The organism is Acinetobacter sp. YH12252 (genome assembly GCF_013417365.1).
Taxonomy (GTDB): Bacteria; Pseudomonadota; Gammaproteobacteria; order Pseudomonadales; family Moraxellaceae; genus Acinetobacter; species Acinetobacter towneri.
In genome coordinates, this window is the sequence record NZ_VPEA01000001.1 from 36,739 (window position 1) to 58,053 (window position 21,315).

20 protein-coding genes are annotated in these 21,315 nt (G+C 41.6%); 13 read left to right on the forward strand and 7 right to left on the reverse strand.

The window, feature by feature from the left end; all coding sequences use genetic code 11:
• Window positions 1-13: 13 nt before the first annotated feature.
• The 5 genes from FTV28_RS00175 (at window position 14) to FTV28_RS00195 (ending at window position 3,102) form a co-directional block, all read left to right on the forward strand.
• Window positions 14-391, forward strand: a complete 378-nt coding sequence (locus FTV28_RS00175; RefSeq protein ID WP_167845808.1) for a ribonuclease E inhibitor RraB — start codon at window positions 14-16, stop codon at window positions 389-391.
• 115 nt (window positions 392-506) lie between these two features.
• Complete coding sequence (locus FTV28_RS00180; RefSeq protein ID WP_167845809.1) at window positions 507-872, forward strand: DUF488 domain-containing protein; 366 nt, start codon at window positions 507-509, stop codon at window positions 870-872.
• A 93-nt stretch (window positions 873-965) separates the two neighbouring features.
• Window positions 966-1,307 carry a zinc ribbon domain-containing protein YjdM gene (locus FTV28_RS00185; RefSeq protein ID WP_004972388.1) on the forward strand — a complete coding sequence of 114 codons (342 nt, stop codon included), beginning with the start codon at window positions 966-968 and terminating at the stop codon, window positions 1,305-1,307.
• 240 nt (window positions 1,308-1,547) lie between these two features.
• On the forward strand, window positions 1,548-1,901 hold the full coding sequence (locus FTV28_RS00190; protein ID WP_179989202.1) for a YegP family protein: 354 nt from the start codon (window positions 1,548-1,550) through the stop codon (window positions 1,899-1,901).
• 133 nt (window positions 1,902-2,034) lie between these two features.
• A complete protein-coding gene (locus tag FTV28_RS00195; RefSeq protein ID WP_179989203.1) occupies window positions 2,035-3,102 on the forward strand; it encodes a DUF1176 domain-containing protein in 1,068 nt (355 codons plus the stop codon).
• Window positions 3,103-3,222: 120 nt separating this feature from the next.
• Here the strand turns inward: FTV28_RS00195 and FTV28_RS00200 are convergent, their stop codons facing one another.
• The 4 genes from FTV28_RS00200 to FTV28_RS00215 form a co-directional block, all read right to left on the reverse strand.
• Complete coding sequence (locus FTV28_RS00200; RefSeq protein ID WP_179989204.1) at window positions 3,223-4,158, reverse strand: tRNA-dihydrouridine synthase; 936 nt, start codon at window positions 4,156-4,158, stop codon at window positions 3,223-3,225.
• A 382-nt stretch (window positions 4,159-4,540) separates the two neighbouring features.
• Complete coding sequence (locus FTV28_RS00205; protein ID WP_179989205.1) at window positions 4,541-4,876, reverse strand: hypothetical protein; 336 nt, start codon at window positions 4,874-4,876, stop codon at window positions 4,541-4,543.
• 14 nt (window positions 4,877-4,890) lie between these two features.
• On the reverse strand, window positions 4,891-5,646 hold the full coding sequence (locus FTV28_RS00210; protein WP_070152930.1) for a hypothetical protein: 756 nt from the start codon (window positions 5,644-5,646) through the stop codon (window positions 4,891-4,893).
• Between the two features lie 243 nt (window positions 5,647-5,889).
• The gene (locus tag FTV28_RS00215) at window positions 5,890-6,699 is read right to left on the reverse strand and encodes an inner membrane protein YpjD (RefSeq protein ID WP_179989206.1); all 810 of its coding nucleotides are present in this window, start codon (window positions 6,697-6,699) and stop codon (window positions 5,890-5,892) included.
• Between the two features lie 139 nt (window positions 6,700-6,838).
• Here FTV28_RS00215 and ffh point away from each other — a divergent pair, with 139 nt between their 5' ends.
• Window positions 6,839-8,248 carry a signal recognition particle protein gene (gene ffh / locus FTV28_RS00220; protein WP_096902093.1) on the forward strand — a complete coding sequence of 470 codons (1,410 nt, stop codon included), beginning with the start codon at window positions 6,839-6,841 and terminating at the stop codon, window positions 8,246-8,248.
• Between the two features lie 136 nt (window positions 8,249-8,384).
• Here ffh and FTV28_RS00225 read toward each other — a convergent pair whose 3' ends face one another.
• A complete protein-coding gene (locus tag FTV28_RS00225) occupies window positions 8,385-9,125 on the reverse strand; it encodes a type III pantothenate kinase (protein ID WP_179989207.1) in 741 nt (246 codons plus the stop codon).
• Complete coding sequence (locus FTV28_RS00230; RefSeq protein ID WP_004972369.1) at window positions 9,122-9,889, reverse strand: biotin--[acetyl-CoA-carboxylase] ligase; 768 nt, start codon at window positions 9,887-9,889, stop codon at window positions 9,122-9,124. Before FTV28_RS00230 ends, FTV28_RS00225 begins: the two co-directional genes overlap by 4 nt.
• 28 nt (window positions 9,890-9,917) lie before the next feature.
• On the opposite strand from FTV28_RS00230, the gene FTV28_RS00235 reads away from it, so the two are divergent.
• The 5 genes from FTV28_RS00235 to ligA all read left to right on the forward strand — a co-directional run bounded on the left by FTV28_RS00235 (window position 9,918) and on the right by ligA (window position 18,406).
• Window positions 9,918-10,727, forward strand: a complete 810-nt coding sequence (locus FTV28_RS00235) for a sulfite exporter TauE/SafE family protein (RefSeq protein ID WP_004972366.1) — start codon at window positions 9,918-9,920, stop codon at window positions 10,725-10,727.
• Window positions 10,728-10,946: 219 nt separating this feature from the next.
• Window positions 10,947-11,642, forward strand: coding sequence for a GntR family transcriptional regulator (locus FTV28_RS00240; protein WP_179989208.1), 696 nt, complete (start codon window positions 10,947-10,949; stop codon window positions 11,640-11,642).
• A gap of 10 nt (window positions 11,643-11,652) precedes the next feature.
• Window positions 11,653-15,117, forward strand: coding sequence for a chromosome segregation protein SMC (gene smc / locus FTV28_RS00245; RefSeq protein ID WP_179989209.1), 3,465 nt, complete (start codon window positions 11,653-11,655; stop codon window positions 15,115-15,117).
• 1 nt (window position 15,118) lies between these two features.
• Window positions 15,119-16,192 (forward strand): cell division protein ZipA C-terminal FtsZ-binding domain-containing protein, encoded by a 1,074-nt coding sequence (locus FTV28_RS00250; protein ID WP_179989210.1) that lies wholly within the window; start codon window positions 15,119-15,121, stop codon window positions 16,190-16,192.
• 177 nt (window positions 16,193-16,369) lie between these two features.
• Window positions 16,370-18,406: an NAD-dependent DNA ligase LigA gene (gene ligA, locus FTV28_RS00255; protein WP_168541609.1), complete on the forward strand. Its 2,037-nt coding sequence runs from the start codon at window positions 16,370-16,372 to the stop codon at window positions 18,404-18,406.
• Between the two features lie 85 nt (window positions 18,407-18,491).
• On the opposite strand, the gene FTV28_RS00260 is transcribed toward ligA, so the two are convergent.
• Window positions 18,492-19,553, reverse strand: coding sequence for an aldehyde reductase (locus tag FTV28_RS00260; RefSeq protein ID WP_179989211.1), 1,062 nt, complete (start codon window positions 19,551-19,553; stop codon window positions 18,492-18,494).
• A gap of 324 nt (window positions 19,554-19,877) precedes the next feature.
• Here FTV28_RS00260 and bfr point away from each other — a divergent pair, with 324 nt between their 5' ends.
• A complete protein-coding gene (gene bfr / locus FTV28_RS00265; protein WP_004972356.1) occupies window positions 19,878-20,342 on the forward strand; it encodes a bacterioferritin in 465 nt (154 codons plus the stop codon).
• A 188-nt stretch (window positions 20,343-20,530) separates the two neighbouring features.
• Window positions 20,531-21,262 (forward strand): alpha/beta fold hydrolase, encoded by a 732-nt coding sequence (locus FTV28_RS00270; RefSeq protein ID WP_096902085.1) that lies wholly within the window; start codon window positions 20,531-20,533, stop codon window positions 21,260-21,262.
• Window positions 21,263-21,315: the final 53 nt, after the last annotated feature.

A 21,315-nucleotide genomic window follows, 5' to 3' on the forward strand; every position in this document is an offset into this window, starting at 1 on the left:
CAAGGATATTCGCATGACACGTGACTATGAACAATTCCCTGATGATGATAATGGCAATGTACTTTGGCAAATGCATGAAGATGGGGATGACCTGACAGAGCCACATGAGATTGAGTACTCCATCGCTTTTACCACACAAGAACAAGCTGAAAAATGTGCTTTGTATTTGTTGGCCGAAGAACAAAAAATTTCATTATTCCAAGATGAAGAATCTGACGCAGTTGAATGGATCATCACCATTTATGTTTACATGGAACCAGAGTATTCAGACATTGTCGATTTAGAGCAATGGTTTAGCAAAATTGCTGCAGAACATGGCGGTGAATACGATGGCTGGGGCTGTATGGCTTACGTCTACGATGATGAAGACGAAGACGATTACGAAGATTAAATCGGGTATCTTAAAAGCATGTGTTGATCACATGCTTTTTTATTTGTGATACATAATCTGCTGCCTAAAACTTTGGCGCTGATGACGTCGTCATAAAAGATGCAGAGGTGCAAATATGGATATTGCAATGAAACGCGCTTATCTTGAAGCGACTCAGGCAGATGGGACACGAGTGTTGGTTGATCGTTTATGGCCGCGAGGTGTGAGCAAAGAACGTGCTCGTATTGACTTATGGCCCAAAGAAATTACGCCTTCGACTGAATTGCGCAAATGGTATCATCAAAACCCTGAACAACATTGGGATGAGTTTCAGCAGCGTTATATAGCTGAATTAGCAGAGCAAGAAGAGGCTTTACAGGCGTTGTGTGAACTGGCACAGCAGCAAAAAATCACTCTGGTCACAGCAGCTAAAGATGAGCAGCACAATCATGTAGTGGTATTAAAACGCGTGATGCTGCAACGCTTAGCACAGTCCAATTAAAGAGTTTTATTTGATTATCCTTGTGCTTTATAAGGATTTTAAGTTTATGAAAATTCAGTAAAAAATGCTATAATATAGTTTTTGAGGTTTTTTATGTCTTTGCCAAATTGCCCAAAATGCCAATCAGAATACACTTACCAAGATGGCGACCTACTGATTTGTCCTGAATGCTCACATGAGTGGAAAGAAGGGGAACAGCTAGAAGAAACTGCTGCTGTGATTAAAGATGCAAACGGCAACGTGTTGGCAGATGGCGACACGGTGACTGTGATTAAAGACCTGAAGATTAAAGGTTCTTCGGCTGCTGTAAAAGTGGGAACGAAAGTGAAAAATATTCGCTTAATTCCAGATGCAGCAGATGGTCATGACATTGATTGTAAGATTGATGGCATGGGGGCTATGAAATTAAAATCTGAATATGTGAAAAAAGCTTAAGTTTAAGCAGATTTCAACAGCGCAGGCGACTTGAGTTGCCTGCGCTTTTTTATGGAGTTTATAAAAGTATTTTAGTATTCAAATTGAGCAACAATAACTTTAAGAGTGTACAAAATTAATACTGTTTTCTTGTGCCTAAGTCCTTTATATTTTAAGTGAAAAGAATAATTTTTAGGCAGTTTAAAGCCTAGCATCATTCAACAACACACTTCACCACTCATAAGAAAACTGGGGGCAAGTATGTCAGGATGGTTTGAGATTTCACAAGCAAGCAATGGTCAGTACCGCTTTGTACTTAAAGCTGGGAATGGCGAAATTATCTTAACCAGTGAACAGTATAAGGCGAAAGCATCGGCAAAAAATGGCATCGCTTCGGTACAAAAGAACAGTCAGGATGATGGGCGTTATGATCGACTGACATCTAAGAATGATAAGCCGTATTTTAATTTAAAAGCTGCCAACCATCAGATTATTGGTACGAGTCAGCTCTATACTTCTGAACAATCACGTGACAAAGGCATTGAGTCGGTGAAAACCAATGGCGCAAGCACCACGGTCAAGGATTTAACGCAGGAATCGTATCTTTTGCATTAAATCTTGATGTTAAATTGCATTAGAAAAGCATGCTCTGGCGTGCTTTTTTATTGAGCTAAGTAGGCAAGGTGTTAAATCTAGCCTTGATTAAGCCGTTGAATCACAGATGACAATTTCAGGAGTTGCGAAGATTATGAATTTCAAATGCAATCTAAAAATATTACTGGCGATCGGTGGTTTGTTGGGTAGCGTAAATATTTTTTCAGCACCCATCACTGCTGAAAAAATGATTGCTGCAAGCCAGTCGACTGCTTTGCAAGGACTGTATTTTCAGCATCAAGATTGGGAGTTGGCCTGTGATAATACAGGAACTTGCCGTGCTGCAGGCTACCAAGCCGATGATGATTTTGAACAACCGATCAGTATGTTATTGACCCGTCAAGCAGGTGCAAAGACTGCTGTACAAGGACAATTGCAAATTCAAGAGGATATTGCTCAAGCCACTTTATTTTTAAATGAACGCGCTTTGCAGCAATTAAACTTTCATGAAAGTATCGCCAATTTATCTGCTGCCAGTGTGCAAAAGCTGTTGGCACAGGCGCGTCAGCATGTCGTGATCGAGTTAAAACATGGTCAACAACGCTGGAAATTGTCTGATGCAGGCATGAGTGCAGTGTTGCTAAAAATGGATGAATTTCAAAAACGTGTGGGTACAGACTCCGCAATATTGGCAAAAGGCAATCAAGCATCCACGCAGGTCTTAAAAGCGCAAGCGATGCCTAAAATTAACATTCTCATGCAGCCTCAACACCGAACCGCCAAGGCACAGGTGCTTACCGCGGCCAGTGCAGAAAAGTTATATCCAATTTTACAAAAAACTGTAGATCGTGAAGATTGTTATATGCTGTTTGAACCTGAACAAGCAGAACAGCAGATTCATACTTATCCCTTAAATCAAGATAGCGTGTTGGTTGAGGCAAGCTGTTGGCGAGGGGCTTATAATTGGGGTGTGGCTTATTGGGTTATGGATAAAAAACTGCAAAAGATACAGCAATTTGTAACTGATTCTGCTTCAGAATTTAGCAATGGACAGATTTTTGCCTATCAAAAAGGGCGTGGAATTGGCGATTGTTTCAGTCAAATTGAGTGGGCGTGGAATGGTCAGCAGTTTGTCAAAAGCTATCAATTCGATGCAGGACAATGCAAAGGTTTTGCAGGCAGTGCATGGGAAATGCCAAGCTTTGTCAGCAAGGTTGAATAAATGACATTCACTAGGGTCTGTTGACATTTCATAAATGGCTTGTGCTGTAGGCTAAAACTGAGCAGACCCTAAAAAAACTGAAATTTTTTAGATAAATCTGGAGCTCGCTGGATGCACTGTTTAAGTCGCGTGTGCGACTAATTTTTCAATGATTTCATCCAACTTTTTCAGACGCTTGATTTCATCCCATAAAGCTTTGGCTTCGGGGTAATGTTTCGACATCATACCGAGCCATTGTTTATAACGTCCTAGCATGCCAATTTCAGTTTTGGCAGGGCCGTGAATAAAGCGAATTTGCAGTTGCAGCAAATCTTGCCAACTCAGCAAAGGCAGGTCTGAATTTTGACGAATACATTGGGTCAAATCTGGAGTGGTGACTGCACCGCGGCCAATCATCAAATCTTCACAGCCCGATTCTAACTGGCATTGTTTGGCATCGGCATTGTTCCAAATTTCACCATTGGCAATGACATTAATCTTCAATGCTTCACGAATAGGGCGTAGCTGATCCCAAAATGCAGGAGGGGTATAGCCATCGGCTTTGGTACGTGCATGCACTGTAACCCATGCTGCGCCTGCATCTTCAATGGCATGCGCATTTTCTAGCATGAAGTTCCGATCCATATAGCCTAGACGCATTTTGGCGGAAACTGGAATATGAGCAGGAACGGCATCGCGCACCGCTTTAACCAGTTCATACACCACTTCGGGTTCATCGAGTAAAACTGAACCGCCACGATGCCGATTGACTGTTTTGGCAGGACAGCCAAAGTTCATATCAATTGCAGGTACGCCCATAGCCGCAACTTTGGCTGCATTGGCGGCTAACATTTCAGGATTATTCCCCAAAAACTGAACATGCACAGGCGTACCTGCAGCAGTTTTGCCGTTGGTAAGTAGTTCAGGGCAATAAGTGTGGTAGATATGGTCTGGCAGAATGCTGTCTGTGACCCGAATAAACTCTGTCACGCACCAGTCAAAACTGCCGACAGACGTGAGTACATCACGCATGATGGGGTCGGTTAAGCCTTCCATGGGTGCAAGAATCAGTTTCACAAAATGCTGCCAGTTCAAACAAAAGTGGAGTTATACGTTTTTTTCTGTGGGTTGTCTAGGAAAAGGGTTTTGAATTGAAGTGGTTGTAGCTAAGGTTCTGGTATTTAAGCTGTTTATTTGATATGGAAATAACGAGAGTGTAAATAATTTTGTGTAATTGCTTTTCATTAAAAGTAAAGGTGATTGCTTAGGTGGTCACCGAATTCAGTGATAAAGCGACTCACGGCTAAACGGTATAGATAAAACTTACTCAGATACTTTTTTGACGATTTTAAACTTCTTCAATATTATAATTTTTTAGACGTTTTCGCAAACTTTCCACCAATTAATAAGTGTATATGTTTATTTTAGAAAAAGTTTATCGATCTAACAGTCTATGGTATTAAATTCGGTAATGTGGATCTTTTTTTAATATGGAATTTTCAATATTTGTATCAAAAAAATCATAGATTTTTTGCATTTTTGCTTTGTATAACAAACTTTTGTCTAGGTAAATAATAGTTTTCCCTTTGTTTGTATCAAAAATTACTCGACCTCTTGGAATTTTTTCATATTCATAGTTTTGTAGCTCAAAGTGCTTTTTCCGTAATATATTCCAATAGTCAACATGTGTATATGGGCTATCAATCAACCCTATTGAGTCTGCCTCACCAAAGCTAAAGTTATGAGCAACCCCAATTACTTGATTATTCCAGTACCAAAAGATCCCTATTTTCACTTATTATCCTCTTTTTAAATTGAAAACAGCTTGTCTTTAAACTCTAAAATATTTTCACTTTTATTGAATAAGCGTAAATAACAGAGAGCTGCTTTTCTTGCTTCTTGTGATACTGATGAAAAATGTGCTGGGTGAGGTGTTCGAAATACTAATATCTCATTATTCCATATCTTTATAGTAAGTTTATTAATGGATTTTTTTAGAATGATTTTTTCATTAGAAGATAGATTTAAAGATTCTTCTAGCTTAGGAAAATTGTTGTGATATTGCCCTACAAAGAAAATAACTTTAGGTTTTAATTCTAAAATCTGATCAGCTAAATTCTGAATAGACATTCTTCTCAGCTCTTCATATACATTTTTATACGCAGTAATTTTACTAAACTCATTAAAGGATTTCTTTTTATAATCGAATAAATAGAAGTTTAGCCACTGAACATATTCATTGTTATTGTTTGTTTTAATTAGTTTCATAAACTGAAGAAAACTACTCTGACCTGCTGTTCCTGTATAAAGCTCTATATGACGATTCTTACTCTTTTGAATAATACCTTTTATATCTAACTCTGGTTCTAAAAACTTATTTAGTTTACCCTGCCAACCTTTAGTTTCTTGTCCTACCAATAAAATTCTATTTTGTGATGAATTAAAGTCCTCATCGAAATTAGGGATAAATGGAAAGCTTAAATCTTGTAAACACTCCTTTTCTGATTCGGATAAATTTTTAAGCTTTGAACTTAATACCTCTAATTTGCTTTCAAAGTTAATCATGAACTCTCCTAAGCTTGTATTTATCTCTGGCTGCCTTTATGAAATGTCAACAGACCCTATTAAAATATAAGTGAGTATAAAAAACTTATTTATATCAACTTACTATAATAATGATTGTACTTCACTTGTTGGGGGCTCTAAATTTAAAAAAATATCAATTTAATTTAAACTGCTTATTCCCCCTCAACTAGGCTCTTAAATAATTGATCATCCAACATGTTGAATAGGTCAAACAAAAATATCTTACTTGCCCAAAATCATTTCCAACACAAATTTAGAACCAATAAAACCGAGCGCCAATAAAAAGAAACCAATAATGGTAAAGCGAATCGCTTTTTGGCCACGCCAGCCAAACTTATAACGTCCAAGTAACAATGCCCCATAGACAAACCAAGAAATTATACTAAAGGCAGTTTTATGCGCTAAATGCTGTGCAAAGAAATGTTCTATCGTAAAGAAACCAAAGCCTAGTGCGGCTGTGAGTAAAGCAAAGCCTGCAATCAACATGTCAAATAGCAAAGATTCCATATCTTGCAAAGACGGCAGCAAATTTACCCAAACTCGACGCTTTTGTTTGTTTTTGAGTTCGCGGTTTTGAAACCACATTAACACGGCATGAATGGTCGCCATCAACAATACGGCATAGGCTGCCAGCGACAAAATAATATGAATATCTAAGCCAATCGAATTTTTATGAATAAATAAATTGTGCTGACTGAATGAAAAACCAGCGATTAAACCTGCGGCAGCCACAGGAATACCAATCAGGTTCAGCGCAATTACAGGGCGGTAACTACTGAACAGCAAGCTCAATAACAACATTAAACCTGCAGTAAATGACATCAGGTTAAACACGTTGTAGTTGACACCCATCGGTGTCCACATATCGTTATACAACACGGCAGCATGCAGCAATAAGCCTAAACTGAGCAGAAAACGAATAAACCAGTGATTTGGCGCACGTTTAGACATTAAATGTGAAAATAAATACCAAAAAGAACTGGTATAAGCGATTAATGCTAAAATCGTATAAACCAAGGGGAGACTGATCATGTCAAACCTTTTTCAGGATGATGAATATTCATTTATATAAATTCGATGCGAACTACAGTATCCTATAGCATCTTGTGCATAAATTTTCTATTTTAAAGAAACATTTTTTTGCTAATGGCTATTTTAAGCGGAATTTGCAATGTTTGATACCTTAACAGAACGACTCACGCAGAGTTTAAGAAATGTTACTGGCTCAGGGCAGCTAACCGAAGACAATATTAAAGATACGTTACGTGAAGTACGTATGGCACTTCTTGAAGCCGATGTGGCGTTACCTGTAACTCGTGAATTCATCGCGAAAGTTAAGGAAGAGGCATTGGGTCAGGAAGTGATGACTCAGTTATCCCCTGGTCAGGCGTTCGTCAAAATTGTCTATGACGAACTCACAAAAATGATGGGCGAGGCCAATGAAAGCCTTGACCTTGCTGCCAAGCCACCGGTTGTGGTGTTATTGGCAGGTTTGCAGGGTGCGGGTAAAACCACCACTGCAGCAAAATTGGCACGTTTCTTACAAGAACGTCAAAAGAAAAAAGTGGCGATGGTGTCTGCCGACGTTTACCGTCCTGCGGCAATTAAACAGCTACAAACGGTTGCAGGCGAAGTTGGCGCAATTTTCTTTGACTCAAATGCCAATGAAAACCCTGTCGATATTGCCAACCGTGCCATCGAACAGGCAAAAATTCAGTTTGCTGATGTGTTAATTGTCGATACTGCAGGTCGTTTGCACGTCGATGATGACATGATGGATGAAATCAAGGCATTACATTCAGCGATTAAACCGACTGAAACCTTGTTCGTGGTCGATGCCATGACGGGTCAGGATGCGGCAAATACAGCCAAAGCCTTTAATGATGCCTTGCCATTAACAGGTGTAATCCTTACTAAAACTGATGGTGATGCGCGCGGTGGTGCAGCACTTTCAGTTCGTGCGATTACGGGTAAACCAATTAAATTCTTGGGGATGGGTGAAAAACTCGATGCCCTAGAGCCATTCCACCCAGAACGTGTTGCACAACGTATTTTGGGCATGGGTGACGTGCTGTCTTTGGTCGAAGAAGTTGAACGTAAAATCGACAAAGAAAAAGCCGAAAAAATGGCGAAAAAACTGCAAAAAGGCGGCAGCTTCAACTTTGAAGATATGCTGATGCAGTTTGAACAAATGAATAAAATGGGCGGCATGATGGGCTTCTTAGACAAGTTGCCTGGCATGAGCAACTCAGGTATTCAAGATGCAATTGCGCAAGCCAATCCTGAAAAGCAAGTGAAAAAGATGGAAGCGATTATCCAGTCGATGACCATCAAAGAGCGTCGTAACCCAGACCTGATGAATCCAAGCCGTAAAAAACGTATTGCTGCGGGTTGTGGTATGGATGTGTCAGAAGTGAATAAGTTGATCAAGCAACATGCACAAATGGCAAAAATGATGAAAAAATTTGCCAATCCATCGGGCATGGCAAAAATGATGCGTTCACTGGGCGGTTTACAAAAGCAATTCAGTGGCGGCGGTATGGGGCCATTGTTTGGTGGCAACGACCCAACCAAGAAATAATTGTTAAAAACATCTTAGAATCAAAGTGTTAAAAAAGCAGGCGCATAAAAATGCGCCTGCTTTTTTGTTGTTCTTTATTCGTAGATGACAGCTACACCGAAAGATTTATCAGCGTAGATGGAGCAATGTTTGGTTTTTAGTGCACTTCATGGGTTGCATATTGAATATAACGCTGCAAACCTTTGAGCAATAAATCTTGCTCGACTTGCGGTTGATATTGCTGCAAGAATTTGGCAAACAGCGGTGCATCGCCACCCGTTAAAATCAGTTTACGTGGTGACTGTCGAATTACATGCTCAATGGTGCTGAGCAAGCCGAGTAAAATACCATGATGAACAGCATCAATGGTGCTGCGTCCTGGGGTGAGTTCATCAAATGCAGCATCGGGAATTTTAATGCCTTTGGTGTTTTGAATCAGTGCATCACGTTGCAAATATAAGTTCGGTAAAATATAGCCGCCTAAATGCGTCAGTCCATCCGCCAAATCAATAGTCAGCGCCGTACCACAACTAATGACACAATAATTTTCTTGTGGGTCATTTGCCACGGCAAGCACTTGCAGCCAGCGATCTATCCCCAGTTGTTGAATATCATATTCACAATGCAAACCTGCATAATCTGCATGCACTTTGGCATAAATCACAGGCACATTCAGGGTTTTTAAAATCAAGTGAATGCGTTGATTATTCTTCTGATCTTGTACCGATGACACGCCTACTTTATGCACATTCAGACTTTTAAAGTGTTGAATCAAACCCAGCAACAAATCGGCAGGAGATTGCAAATGCAATTCTGCTTCATGTTCGATGATGCGGTTTTGTTCTGTGACCCAATATTTCAGGCGGGTGTTACCAATATCTAGCCATAAATTTTTCATGAAGATGACTCGGCATGATCGATAGGGCGTAAACGTCCCTGATAAAAAACTTCAAGCCCTTGTGCCGTTTCAATTTGCACTGCGCCATCATCCTGAATGCCTAAAAAAGTACCCTGACAAGTACCTTTAAAATGTTCAAATTCAACTTGTTGTTGCATAAATGCGGCATGATGATTGAAGCGAGATGCCAAATTATAGCAATCGTGATTAAACCAGTCGCAGGCTTGTTGAATGGCAAGATAAAGCTCTGCGATCAGGCGCACACGATCAATAGATACCAAACCCAGTTCGGTTAAAGATGTGGTTTTTTGATCAATAACTGCTGAGCTGACAGGTGCAAGATTAAGCCCAACCCCAACAATGACTTGCTGTGCAGAAATTGGCTCAATTAAGATGCCGCCCCATTTGCCTTGCGGGCTGTATAAGTCATTTGGCCATTTTACTTGTAGATTCAGCGCCTGTAGACTCGGCATTTGCAAGATATTTAACGCAATTTCTAAAGCCAAACGCCCATTTACAGGTGTTCGTAAATTTAGCAATGTGCTTAAATAGATGTTCCCTTCGGGTGATACCCATTGCCGTTGACGTTGTCCTCGACCATGCGTTTGTCTGGTACTGCATACCAAGACACTCTGCACACCTTTTTGTGCAATTTCCCGTACATCATCATTGGTGGAAGTGGTAATCGGCTTCAGGATGAGTACTTCTGGAAGCTGTCCTGCTTCTGTGAGTTGTTGTTGCAGTTGTCGGGTTTCTACATCCATACGAATTTACAAATAGTGGAATATATTTATGGAGTTAATCATATATTTATTGATTGGTGCAATTGCTGGATTTGCAGCAGGGCTGTTTGGCGTGGGCGGCGGCTTAATTATTGTGCCAATTTTATATATTGTGTTCACTCAACTCAATTATGACCCATCGGTGTTAATGCACATGGCGGTGGGGACATCATTGGCAACCATTATTGTAACTTCGATCAGCTCAGTTACGGCACACCATAAAAAAGGTGCGGTGATGTGGCCTGTATTTCGTAATCTTGCGCCTGGTTTAATTGTGGGTGCATTTGTTGGTGCAGGTATTGCCGATTTCCTTTCGGGGCAAGGCTTACAATTATTAATTGGCGGTTTTGCACTGTGGGTGGCTTTTAAGATGTTTAGAGGCGCAAATATTGCGGTTGATCCTTCACATCATTTGCCTTCAACTGCAAAGCAAGTCATGGCGGGCGGTGGGATTGGCATTGCCTCTGCAATTTTTGGGATTGGCGGTGGCAGTTTAACAGTGCCGTACTTAAACCGTTACGGCGTGGTCATGCAAAAAGCGGTAGCAACCTCAGCCGCTTGTGGTTTGCCAATTGCGGTGGCGGGCGCATTAGGCTTTATGTGGTTTGGTAAGCAAGCCGAAGTTGCAGTACCCAATACCATTGGTTATATCCACATTTATGCATTTATAGGCATTAGTGTGATGAGCTTTATTACTGCCAAAGTTGGTGCGAAAGTGGCACATTTGTTATCGCCAGCGATGTTGAAAAAATGTTTTGCCTGCTTGCTGACCACCGTTGGCTGTTATTTTGTATATCAGGGTATGCGAGTATTTTTCTAAGTTGAGTCGCTATTTTCTTTGTTTTAAGCCATGTAAAATTGGCTCTAGCGCCATGAAATTGTCGGACAATGTCATGGCGTTGTGATCTGTTTCGCAGTAAAAAGAAAGATGCTTGTATCGGAGCTATGCTTGCAGTCGAAGGATGATCCTGAGATGTCTTAAATGAGAGTAGCTCCGAATTTTCATCACTGCATCTTATAAAAACAAGATAGGAACAGTATGCAACAACAAGAATCAGAAAGTTTATCGGAACAAATTGCCCGACACATCGCAGAACAGATTATTAGCGGTGATTTGGTTGAAGGTGAGCATATTCAGGAATTGCGCATCGCCAAAGAACTGGACGTGAGTCGTGGTTCGGTACGTGAAGCGCTGTTGTTATTGCAACGTACTCATCTGATTGAAATTTTTCCACGTCGTGGTGCAATTGTGTCGGAAATGTCGGCACAGCAAGTCCGAGCTTTGTTTGACAGCAGCAGTTTGTTATTGGGTTATATTGTGCAGCGTATTGCGGACACGTGGCGAATGCATGAAGCTGAAGCCTTACAACAACTTTTGCTGCAACTGGCAGAGCAATGTCGCTTGGGCAATACTGAAAAGTTTTATGATTTAATTTTTCAATATCTGGCACGGCAGCCTGATATGGTGGGAAATTTATATTTAATGAAGTTCTATCAAGAGTTATTGCCATCGTTAAGACGCAGTTACTTTTTGACCTTAAATACTTCGCGTCGGGAGTTACAAGAATCTTTTGAATTATTTAAACTGGTGAGTGATGCAATTTTAAGCAGAAAATCACAACAAGCCACTTTATTTATGGAAGATTTTTGCCGACACTTGCGCAACTTGGTGTTGGAATCTCTGACCCGTATGAAACAGATCGAGCTTGCATGGGCAAGACGTTCACGCCGTTAATTGGGACATTATGCGTTTAAGCAGCTTAAAACTTTCTGGCTTTAAATCTTTTGCCGACAGTACGACCTTACATTTTAAAGCCAACCGTACCGCTGTGGTGGGGCCGAATGGTTGTGGTAAATCCAATGTGATTGACGCCATTCGTTGGGTGATGGGCGAATCTAGTGCGCGCCAGTTGCGTGGCGGCAGTATGCAGGATGTAATTTTCACAGGAACTGCCAAACGCAAACCTGTAGGTGTAGCCAGTGTGGAACTGCGTTTTGACAATACCTATGGCAAATTGGGCGGTGCTTATAACGCCTATAATGAACTGTCGGTACGTCGGCAGGTCAACCGTGATGGTAAGTCTGAATATTTTTTAAATGGAACCAAGTGTCGTCGTCGTGACATCACCGATATTTTTCTGGGTACAGGTTTAGGCCCGCGTTCTTATGCAATTATTGAACAGGGCATGATTAATCGTTTGGTTGATGCTAAACCTGAAGAAATGCGGGTGTTTATTGAAGAAGCGGCAGGCGTGTCACGTTATCAGGCGCGTCGTCGTGAAACCATGCTGCATTTGGATCACACCACGCAGAACTTGGCGCGTTTGGAAGATATTGCTTCAGAACTAAAATCGCAATTAAAAACCTTAAAACGTCAGTCAGAAACAGCAATTCAATACAAAGCGCTTGAGAGCGAAATTCGCACCATTAAAGTCGAAGTGTTGTCTTTTCAGTGTGAACAAAGTGCACGTTTACAGCAAGAATACACCCTGAGTATGAATGAGTTAGGGGAAAGTTTTAAATTGGTGCGCTCTGAGCTGACCACTTTGGAACATGACTTAACTGCGACCAGTGAGTTGTTTCAGCGTTTGATTCAGCAATCGACACCGCTACAGCAAGAATGGCAACAGGCAGAAAAGAAATTGGCTGAACTGAAAATGACTTTGGAACAAAAACAAAGTTTGTTTCAGCAAAATACCGCGACTTTATCGCAGCTTGAACAACAAAAAGCACAAACCAAAGAGCGTTTGCAGTTGATTGAATTGCAGCTAGAGAGTTTGGTCGATCAGCAAGAAAACCAACAGGCAAATCTACAGCAGCAAGATCATTTGGCGCAGCAGCAGAGCCAGCAATTTCAGGATTTAAAAGCACAGCAACAAACCCAAGCTGCACAATATGCCCAAGTCAAAGCGCAAGTAGAACAGCAACAACAAAAGCATGTGCACATGCAGGCGCAAAGTGAGCAGTTAGCCAAAAATATCAGCCGTATTGAACAGCAAAAACAAACCCTGACACAGCAGTTTGCACAAATTCAGCCGCAAGATCAGCAAGAGGGAATGCAACAACTGCAAGACGAAAAGACCCGCTTGCAGGCTGAAATGCTAACACTAGAACAGAATATTCAAGACAGCACTCAGCAACTCGCCACGTTGCAGACCAACTATAATGAGCACAAAGCACAGTGTGCGACCTTAAAATCTGAGATTCAGATTTTGCAGTCAGAACAGAAAAACCTCAATCAATTGCTCATTAAGCAAAGTCCAAAAGCCCAAACCGATGTGGTGCAGTTGATGCAAGTATTACAACTTGCAGATGTGGCGAAACCACATGCCAATTTAATTGAAAAGTTCTTGGCTAAATGGTTATCTGCGCAGGTGGTAGAAGCAGATATTGAATTTCAGGACAGCCGCGCACGTCAGCTAAAAATTCATTTGGCTGTAGATTCAAAAACATCAAAAATACAGCTTTCGGGGTGTGAGTCGCTCAGTGACTGGATTGCTTCACCGCAAAGTAGCTTGTGGCAAAGTGTCGCAATTACAGAAAGTTTATCGCAGGCTTTGGCATTGCAAGTGCAATTACAAGCAGGGCAGTCTATCCTTAGTTTAGATGGTTATCATGTGGGAGCAGACTGGGTAATCGGGCTGTTTTATGATGAAGCGGCACAGGCAGGGCAAGGGGCATTAAGCCATCGGATTCGCTTGGATGAAATTGAACAGGCGTTGGCGTTGCAACTGCCACAATATGAGCAAGCAGAACAGCAACTGCCTGAATTGCAGCAACAGGTAAAACAGTTGCAGCAGCAATTGCAGCAACAACAGCAACAGCTCAAACAGCAACAGCAAGCCTTGCAAACGCTAGATGTGCAAATGGCGAAAGCCGAAAGTGCGGCACAGGCTTTTGCAGTACAGCAACAGCAATTACAGCATCAATTGGCACAATTAGATGAGCAGCTTGAAGAAGATGCTATGCAAAAAGATGATCTGGAAATTGATTTGCATGCTTTGGCTTTTAAACTTGAGCAAGCCTTACCGCAGTATAAAACCTTGCAATTTCAGGTCGAGCAGCTGAATGAGCAGCTGGATAGTTCACAGCAACAGTTTCAGCAGCAGCAACAAGAAGTGGAGCTGTTACGTCGTCAAGCGGTAAAAACTCAGCAGCAAATTGAACTGTTAGAAAAAGATGCCACTTTCTTAAAAGCACAATATCAACAAATTGTGGCGCAAATGGAACAAGCCAAAAAGTTTGTCGATCCTGTTCAGTTGGAATTGCCTGCCTTAGAAACTCAGTTTTCAGAGCAGCAGCAGCAGACTGAAAAGCTGCAAAAAACTTGGCAGGAATGGCAAGTGGAATTGAACAGTGTGCAGTCCAAACAGCAGCAACTGACCGAGCAACGGCAGCAGCAACAGCAGCAAGATGAACAATTACGTGCCAAACTCGAAGAAAAGCGCTTGGCATGGCAATCGGCAAAGTCGGACTATCAGCATTATTCTGAACAGTTAAAAGATTTAAACAGCGAGATCATCACAGGTTTGCAGATTGATGTCGCTGCGCATCAACAAAAACTGGCGAAAGCGCAGCAACAGTTTGATAAATTGGGTGCGGTCAATTTGGCGGCTTCGGAAGAATATGAAGAAGTATCTGCCCGTTTTGCAGAATTAAGCCATCAAATTGAAGACTTGGAAAATACTGTTTCTCAGTTGCAGGCGGCAATGAAAAGTATTGATCAGGAAACTCGTAAACTGTTTATGAACACTTTTGATCAGGTGAATACCGAATTGCAGGAGCTGTTTCCTAAAGTCTTTAATGGCGGTGAAGCGAGTCTGAGCTTGGAAGATGACTGGCAATCTGGGGTGAAATTGATGGCGCGTCCACCGGGTAAGCGCAACAGTTCTTTGGCCTTACTTTCAGGGGGTGAAAAAGCACTGACAGCTTTGGCTTTGGTTTTTGCAATCTTCCGTTTAAACCCAGCGCCATTTTGCGTACTCGATGAAGTTGATGCACCGTTAGATGATGCTAACGTGGGGCGCTTTTGTAATTTAGTAAAAGAACTTTCTGAACAAGTGCAATTCATTTACATTACACATAATAAACTTGCTATGACGATGGCAACCGACCTCTTAGGTGTTACCATGCCTGAACCGGGAACCTCAAAATTAGTAACCGTAAATTTAGAAGAAGCCGCAGAATACGGCCTAGTCGCGGAGGCATAATATGGAAATCACCACAATCGTTGGAATTGTCATCGCTATTATTATCATGGCGTTTGGTTTAAAAATGATTCTGAAAAAACCAGCAGATTCAGCGCCGTCATTGGACTCTGAATTGCAGTTTAATGCAGATAGTCAAAAACCAATTATTCCACGGCATGTACGTGATCAATTGCAGAGCGACGCCACTCCAGTTCGGGTAGAACCGACTTTGACTGCAGATGCCGTTCATGAACCCCCAGTTTCTGCCAAGACTGAACCACAGGCATTTTCTGATGATACTGCAGATAAAAGTACTGAAGCGACTCAATCTACGGCAAATCTACAGACCGATGTGTCAGCTCAAGATGCCTCTGAAACGACTGCTCAGGTAACGACTGAAACAGCGCCAGTAACTGCCGATGTCGCTGAGCCAAGCACTGCAACAGTATCGACCACATCTAACACGACCGAATATTCATTGTCAGATGAAATTCAACAGGTAATCGCAGAAACTGAGCCAAACACCAGTGAACAGGCCAAAACATCAAATGAATACAGCCTGAATCAACACATTGAAACTGCGGAAATTTCAGAATTTAACGAAGAAAGCAGCATTTTAGATTCGCACTTGCATGAACAAAAAATCATGGATGAAGAAAGTGCTTTGGCCACAGCGGAATCTTTTATTGCGCTGAATGTATTCTCAGAGCGTCGCATACTTTCGGGTGATAAGGCCTTAAAAGTATTGATGAAATACGGTTTGCGTTTTGGTGAAATGTCATGTTTCCATCGTTATAACGAAGATGGCACTAAGCTATTATTCTCTGTGCTACAAATTAATGATGAAGGCGCAGATGGCTTTGATTTAGAAACGCTATCGACTGAACAGGTTAAAGGTTTGGCATTTTTTCTCGCTTTACCGCATAGTGATGTGCAAAATGCTTTTGACACCATGGTTAGTATTTCGGGACTGATTGCCCGTGAAATTGATGGTACGGTCTATGACCAAAACCATTTGGAATTTACCCCGCAACTACGTGAGCACTGGCGTCATCAAGCGATTGATTATCGTGCGGGTCAGGCAAGTCATAGCTAACATGCTGCATTTTTGCGCAGTGTAAGCTTAATTGCGTAGAGTATTATTAATCAAAGTGATCTGAGATAAATTGCAACTTAGGGCAGGCATTTTTATAATGCTGTCAGCAAAATGGTAGCCTCGGCTACATAGAAACAGAAGGGCGGAACAAGACCGCCCTTTTTTATGGTGGAAAATATGTCTGTAGATTTAACTGTCGTGGCGCAAATGCGTCAATTGATTCAACTGCTTGCCAAGCACAATCATGCCTATTATGTGATGGATCAACCGACAATTACAGACAGTGAATATGATCAGCTTTTCCATCAGCTCAAAGCGCTAGAACAGCAATATCCAGATTTGGTGCAGCCTGATACCCCAACCAATAAAGTCGGTGGTACGCCTTTGGCGAAATTTACCAGTGTGACGCACACTGTACCGATGCTGTCTTTAGGCAATGTTTTTAATCAGGAAGAATTATTTGCCTTTGCACGACGTGTTGAAGAGCGCTTGCCTAACCAAACTATTGAATACGATGTTGAACTCAAATTTGATGGTCTGGCCATTTCGCTTTGGTACGAGCATGGGGTATTGGTGCGTGGTGTGACCCGTGGTGATGGCGAAACTGGAGAAGATATTACCCACAACGTCAAAACCATCCGTAATTTGCCTAAAGTCTTGAGTGCGGATGCAACTGCCATTCCTGAATTTTTGGAAGTGCGTGGCGAAGTGCTAATGCCAAAACTCGGCTTTGAAAAACTTAACGCTGCCAATACAGCCAAAGGTGAAAAAACTTTTGCCAATCCACGTAATGCGGCAGCGGGCAGTTTACGTCAGTTAGACCCGAGTATTGCCGCATCGCGACCTTTGGCATTCTATGCTTATGGTATTGCGCAATGTGTACCGCATCATGGGCAAAGTACCATGTCAGACAGTTTAACGTGGTTGGAACAGTTTGGTTTTGAAATTGGTGAACGTCATTTTGTTTGCAAGAGCATTCAGGAAGTTCAAGCCGCTTATGAACAAATTAACCTTGAACGCCCGAATTTAAGCGTTGAAATTGATGGCATGGTGGTCAAGGTCAATGAGCTGAAACAGCAACAGCTATTGGGTTTTTTAAGTCGTGAACCACGTTGGGCAACCGCTTATAAATTCCCTGCCGTGGCGGCTTTAACTACTATTGAAAATATTGACTGGCAAGTAGGTCGTACAGGTACGCTAACCCCTGTAGCGCGTTTAAATCCAGTCGCAGTGGGTGGTGTGACAGTATCTAATGTGACCTTGCATAATATTGGTGAAATCCATCGTTTAGATGTGCGTTTAGGCGATACTGTTAGCGTTTACCGTAGTGGCGATGTGATTCCGAAAGTGGAAAAAGTCTGGCCAGAATTCCGCCCTACAGATGCACAGGAAGTCCATTTGCCAGAACAATGCCCAGTGTGTGATTCACCTGTGGTGATGCCTGAGGGTGAGGCACTGGCACGTTGCTCGGGTGGTTTGTATTGTGCCGCACAACGTATTGAGGCGATTCGTCATTTTGTCTCACGTAAAGCCATGGATATTGAAGGTTTGGGCGATCGTTGGGTCGAGTCCTTGCTGCACCTGAACTTACTGCAAAATGTGGCGGATATTTATCATTTGCATGAACACCGTGATGCCTTGCTCAGCATTGAAAAAATGGGTGAAAAGTCAGTTCAGAACCTGATTGACTCGATTGAAAATAGTAAAAAAACCACATTGGCAGCGTTTATATATGCTTTGGGGATTCGGGGTGTGGGTGAAACCACAGCACGCATGCTTGCCAATACTTTCCAGACTTTAGAGGCTTTACGTAAAGCTGACCTAGAAGCATTAAAGAAAACTCCAGATGTGGGAGACATTACCGCAGAATGGATTTTAGACTTTTTCCAAGCACCGCATAATTTAGAAGTATTGGATCGATTATTGGCAGCAGGCATTCATTGGGATGCTCCGATAGCACCAACACGCCAGCCGTTAAATGGTGAGAGCTGGGTGATTACGGGTACTTTAAGCCAAATGGGACGCGATGAAGCAACCCAATTATTGCAAGCGTTGGGTGCACGGGTCAGCGGCAGTGTGTCGGGCAAAACCAAATGTGTTGTGGCTGGTGAGAAAGCTGGCTCAAAGCTAGAAAAAGCCGAGAAGTTGGGTGTGCAAGTGATGAATGAAGCTGAGTTTATTCAGCTCATGCAAGAATATGGTGTGCTTGAATAAGCATGATTCATGCGCATTTTATCTGCTTAAAAACAAAGGCACTTCCATGATGAAGTGCCTTTGTTTTATTAGAAAAGTTGATGATTTAGCGTTTTTTGACAATCCCGTCATCAATCAATTGCTGAAAGTGCTCTATCAAACTGGTTTCAATATTGCGGTAGTGCATGCCCAATTCACGCTGACTTTTTTCCGCATTAAAATAAATTGGGTAGCCCATATTCAGTTCCACAAATTTACGGGAAAAACCAAGTAAAGGACCAAAGGCTTTAAAGGCAAATTTAGGTAACTGATTACGTGGGAACGGATATTTACGTCCAAAATGCTGTGCCAAAATTTTGCCCATTTCCAGTAAGCTGAATGTACCACCACTAATAATATAGCGACCTTGCGCTGCAGGGTTGAAAGCGGCTTGAATGTGGGCATCGGCAACATCACGTACATCTACAATACCATTCCACATGGCTGGCACACCTGCTAGCGTTAAGCCATTGGCAAATTGCAAGAGAACCTCTACGCTGCCCGATTGCGTGTTTTTGGTTAAGGATGGCCCGAGCACCAAAGCAGGGTTAATACAGACCAAATCCCAGCGTTGCTGTGCTTGTACCATTTCCCAAGCTTTACGTTCTGCTGCTACTTTTGAATAAGGATAAGGCTGATGTTCAGGACTACTGGTCGTATTCCAATGGCTTTCATCAAAACGGTTGTGTGCAGTCTTTAAAATATCAATCGCATCACCATAGGTTGCGGCAATACTAGAGGTGACCACCACACGCTTTACCGATGCAGTACGGTTAACACTGTTTAAAACATTTTCGGTGCCAATTACGGCAGGTTCAATAATGTCTTTGATTGCATCTTTATAATTAGTGACCACAAAAGGTGAAGCCATGTGTAGCACGATTTCACAACCTTGCATGGCAACATCAAAAGCGCCTTCTTCAAGTAAGTTGGCTTGGAATAATTGTAAATTTCCTGTGCCTTTTTCGGCGATATCCGTCAGATGTTGAAAACTGAGAGTTTTATTCAGATCACGAACTGTGGCATGTACAGTATGTCCTTGTTCAAGCAGGTTTTTAATGACCCAACTGGCAATATAGCCTGTTGCGCCTGTGACTAAAATGGGTGCTGATGTATTTAGATTTGTCATTATTTTAGGAAACTGATGGAACTCGTGACTATCATATAGCAGCTGGGGTTTAAAATCTGCTTTTGAGGCATTTTTTACGATACCTGTGCGTCAAAGTACAGTTTCTTTCAATATTTACAAATTGAAGCAAAATCATTGTATTGTCATTTTTAAAGCTAAGTTTTGCCAAGCAGTTGTTTTATATATGGGAATTTTTAAGTTATATTGCAAATGCGTATGTTTCTCATTTTTATTCTATAAAAATCATGGGTTTACAGTAATTAACTTTTGCAATTTTGCCTGAATGTGTCCATAATGACTGGATTAAGAAAGGGAGTATAGCAAATGCGTGGCAATCCAGAAGTCGTAGACTATTTAAATATGTTGATTGGTGGCGAACTGGCTGCTCGCGATCAATACCTGATCCATTCACGTATGTATGAAGATTGGGGTTTAAGCAAAATTTTTGAACGCATTGACCATGAAATGCAGGAAGAAGCGCAACATGCCGATGCTTTAATTCGTCGTGTATTGTTCCTTGAAGGCACACCAAATATGCAGCGCGATGACATCGACGTGGGCGAAGATGTAGTGTCTTGCTTAAAAGCCGATTTAAAACTGGAATACGAAGTACGTGAAAAATTGGCGCAAGGCGTAAAATTGTGTGAAGAAAAAGGCGATTATGTCAGCCGTGATATGTTGCGTCAGCAAATGACCGACACAGAAGAAGATCATACGTACTGGTTGGAAAAACAATTACGTTTAATTGAATTGATTGGTTTACAAAACTACATTCAATCGCAAATGTAATCTGATCAAAGCAAAATAGACCAAAACCCGATTTATGATAAGTCGGGTTTTTTTATAGATCGGTTTTTATAGATTGGCTTTTTTATATCAATTGGTTTTTTTAAGGATGTATCTTGGTGCTTTGCAGATGTCGATTGAGCCGATTCAGTATTATACTGAGGTGATTTTCTAACTTGAGAGCAAGCCACGTGCAACAACAGATTTTATTGATTACAGGCTGGGGCGGTGGTACTGCACTCTTAAATCCGTTACAGCAAGCCTTAACTGCACAAGGTTTTCGGGTTGAGCTCATCAATATTTTTAACGCTACTGATGCTCAAGTCATGCAGCAACAGGTTGAATTTGCACGTCAGTTTGATGTAATTATGGGCTGGTCACTGGGTGGGCAATTGGCAACGCTACTGGTCGATGCGATTGCCAGCCAATATGCAGGATATAAAACCTTAATTACCATTGCATCCAATCCGTGTTTTGTTGCACAAGCCGATTGGGATACCGCTATGCCACAAGCCACGTTTGCCCAGTTTAAACAATCTTTTGCACAAGACCCAATTCTGACCCTAAAGCGTTTTGGTTTTATGGTGTGTCAGGGTGTCACTAGTAGTAAAACCGACCTATTACAATTACAAAGTTTGGTTCAGCCACAGCCGCAATCTTTGCTTCAACACGGTTTGGATTTATTGGAAAACTTAAACTTGGTGACTAAGCTTAAAAATTATACAGGTCTGCAGTATCATCTTTTTGCCGAGCAGGATGTTTTAGTTGATTGCAAAGTTGCAGCTAAACTGCAAAATTTAGCTGCAAAGTTTTTAAGCGTAGATGTTTTGCAAGGCTCGCATGGGCTGCCATTGTTCCATGCCGATGAGTTGACTAGCAAAATCTGCCAATATTTACAGAAAAACCCGCCAACAGGTCCATAAGTGACAAATCTCGCAATTTATTTTATCTGTAGACAGGTTTAAGATTTAGCACA

Bases quoted from the DNA above. Each gene is read 5' to 3' on its own strand.
- FTV28_RS00210 (WP_070152930.1), bottom strand. From the start codon at position 5,646: ATGATTAACTTTGAAAGCAAATTAGAGGTATTAAGTTCAAAGCTTAAA.
- FTV28_RS00175 (WP_167845808.1), top strand. From the start codon at position 14: ATGACACGTGACTATGAACAATTCCCTGATGATGATAATGGCAATGTA.
- ffh (WP_096902093.1), top strand. From the start codon at position 6,839: ATGTTTGATACCTTAACAGAACGACTCACGCAGAGTTTAAGAAATGTT.
- bfr (WP_004972356.1), top strand. From the start codon at position 19,878: ATGCGTGGCAATCCAGAAGTCGTAGACTATTTAAATATGTTGATTGGT.
- FTV28_RS00240 (WP_179989208.1), top strand. From the start codon at position 10,947: ATGCAACAACAAGAATCAGAAAGTTTATCGGAACAAATTGCCCGACAC.
- FTV28_RS00260 (WP_179989211.1), bottom strand. From the start codon at position 19,553: ATGACAAATCTAAATACATCAGCACCCATTTTAGTCACAGGCGCAACA.
- FTV28_RS00225 (WP_179989207.1), bottom strand. From the start codon at position 9,125: ATGAAAAATTTATGGCTAGATATTGGTAACACCCGCCTGAAATATTGG.
- smc (WP_179989209.1), top strand. From the start codon at position 11,653: ATGCGTTTAAGCAGCTTAAAACTTTCTGGCTTTAAATCTTTTGCCGAC.
- FTV28_RS00235 (WP_004972366.1), top strand. From the start codon at position 9,918: ATGGAGTTAATCATATATTTATTGATTGGTGCAATTGCTGGATTTGCA.
- FTV28_RS00250 (WP_179989210.1), top strand. From the start codon at position 15,119: ATGGAAATCACCACAATCGTTGGAATTGTCATCGCTATTATTATCATG.
- FTV28_RS00215 (WP_179989206.1), bottom strand. From the start codon at position 6,699: ATGATCAGTCTCCCCTTGGTTTATACGATTTTAGCATTAATCGCTTAT.
- ligA (WP_168541609.1), top strand. From the start codon at position 16,370: ATGTCTGTAGATTTAACTGTCGTGGCGCAAATGCGTCAATTGATTCAA.
- FTV28_RS00185 (WP_004972388.1), top strand. From the start codon at position 966: ATGTCTTTGCCAAATTGCCCAAAATGCCAATCAGAATACACTTACCAA.
- FTV28_RS00230 (WP_004972369.1), bottom strand. From the start codon at position 9,889: ATGGATGTAGAAACCCGACAACTGCAACAACAACTCACAGAAGCAGGA.
- FTV28_RS00195 (WP_179989203.1), top strand. From the start codon at position 2,035: ATGAATTTCAAATGCAATCTAAAAATATTACTGGCGATCGGTGGTTTG.
- FTV28_RS00180 (WP_167845809.1), top strand. From the start codon at position 507: ATGGATATTGCAATGAAACGCGCTTATCTTGAAGCGACTCAGGCAGAT.
- FTV28_RS00190 (WP_179989202.1), top strand. From the start codon at position 1,548: ATGTCAGGATGGTTTGAGATTTCACAAGCAAGCAATGGTCAGTACCGC.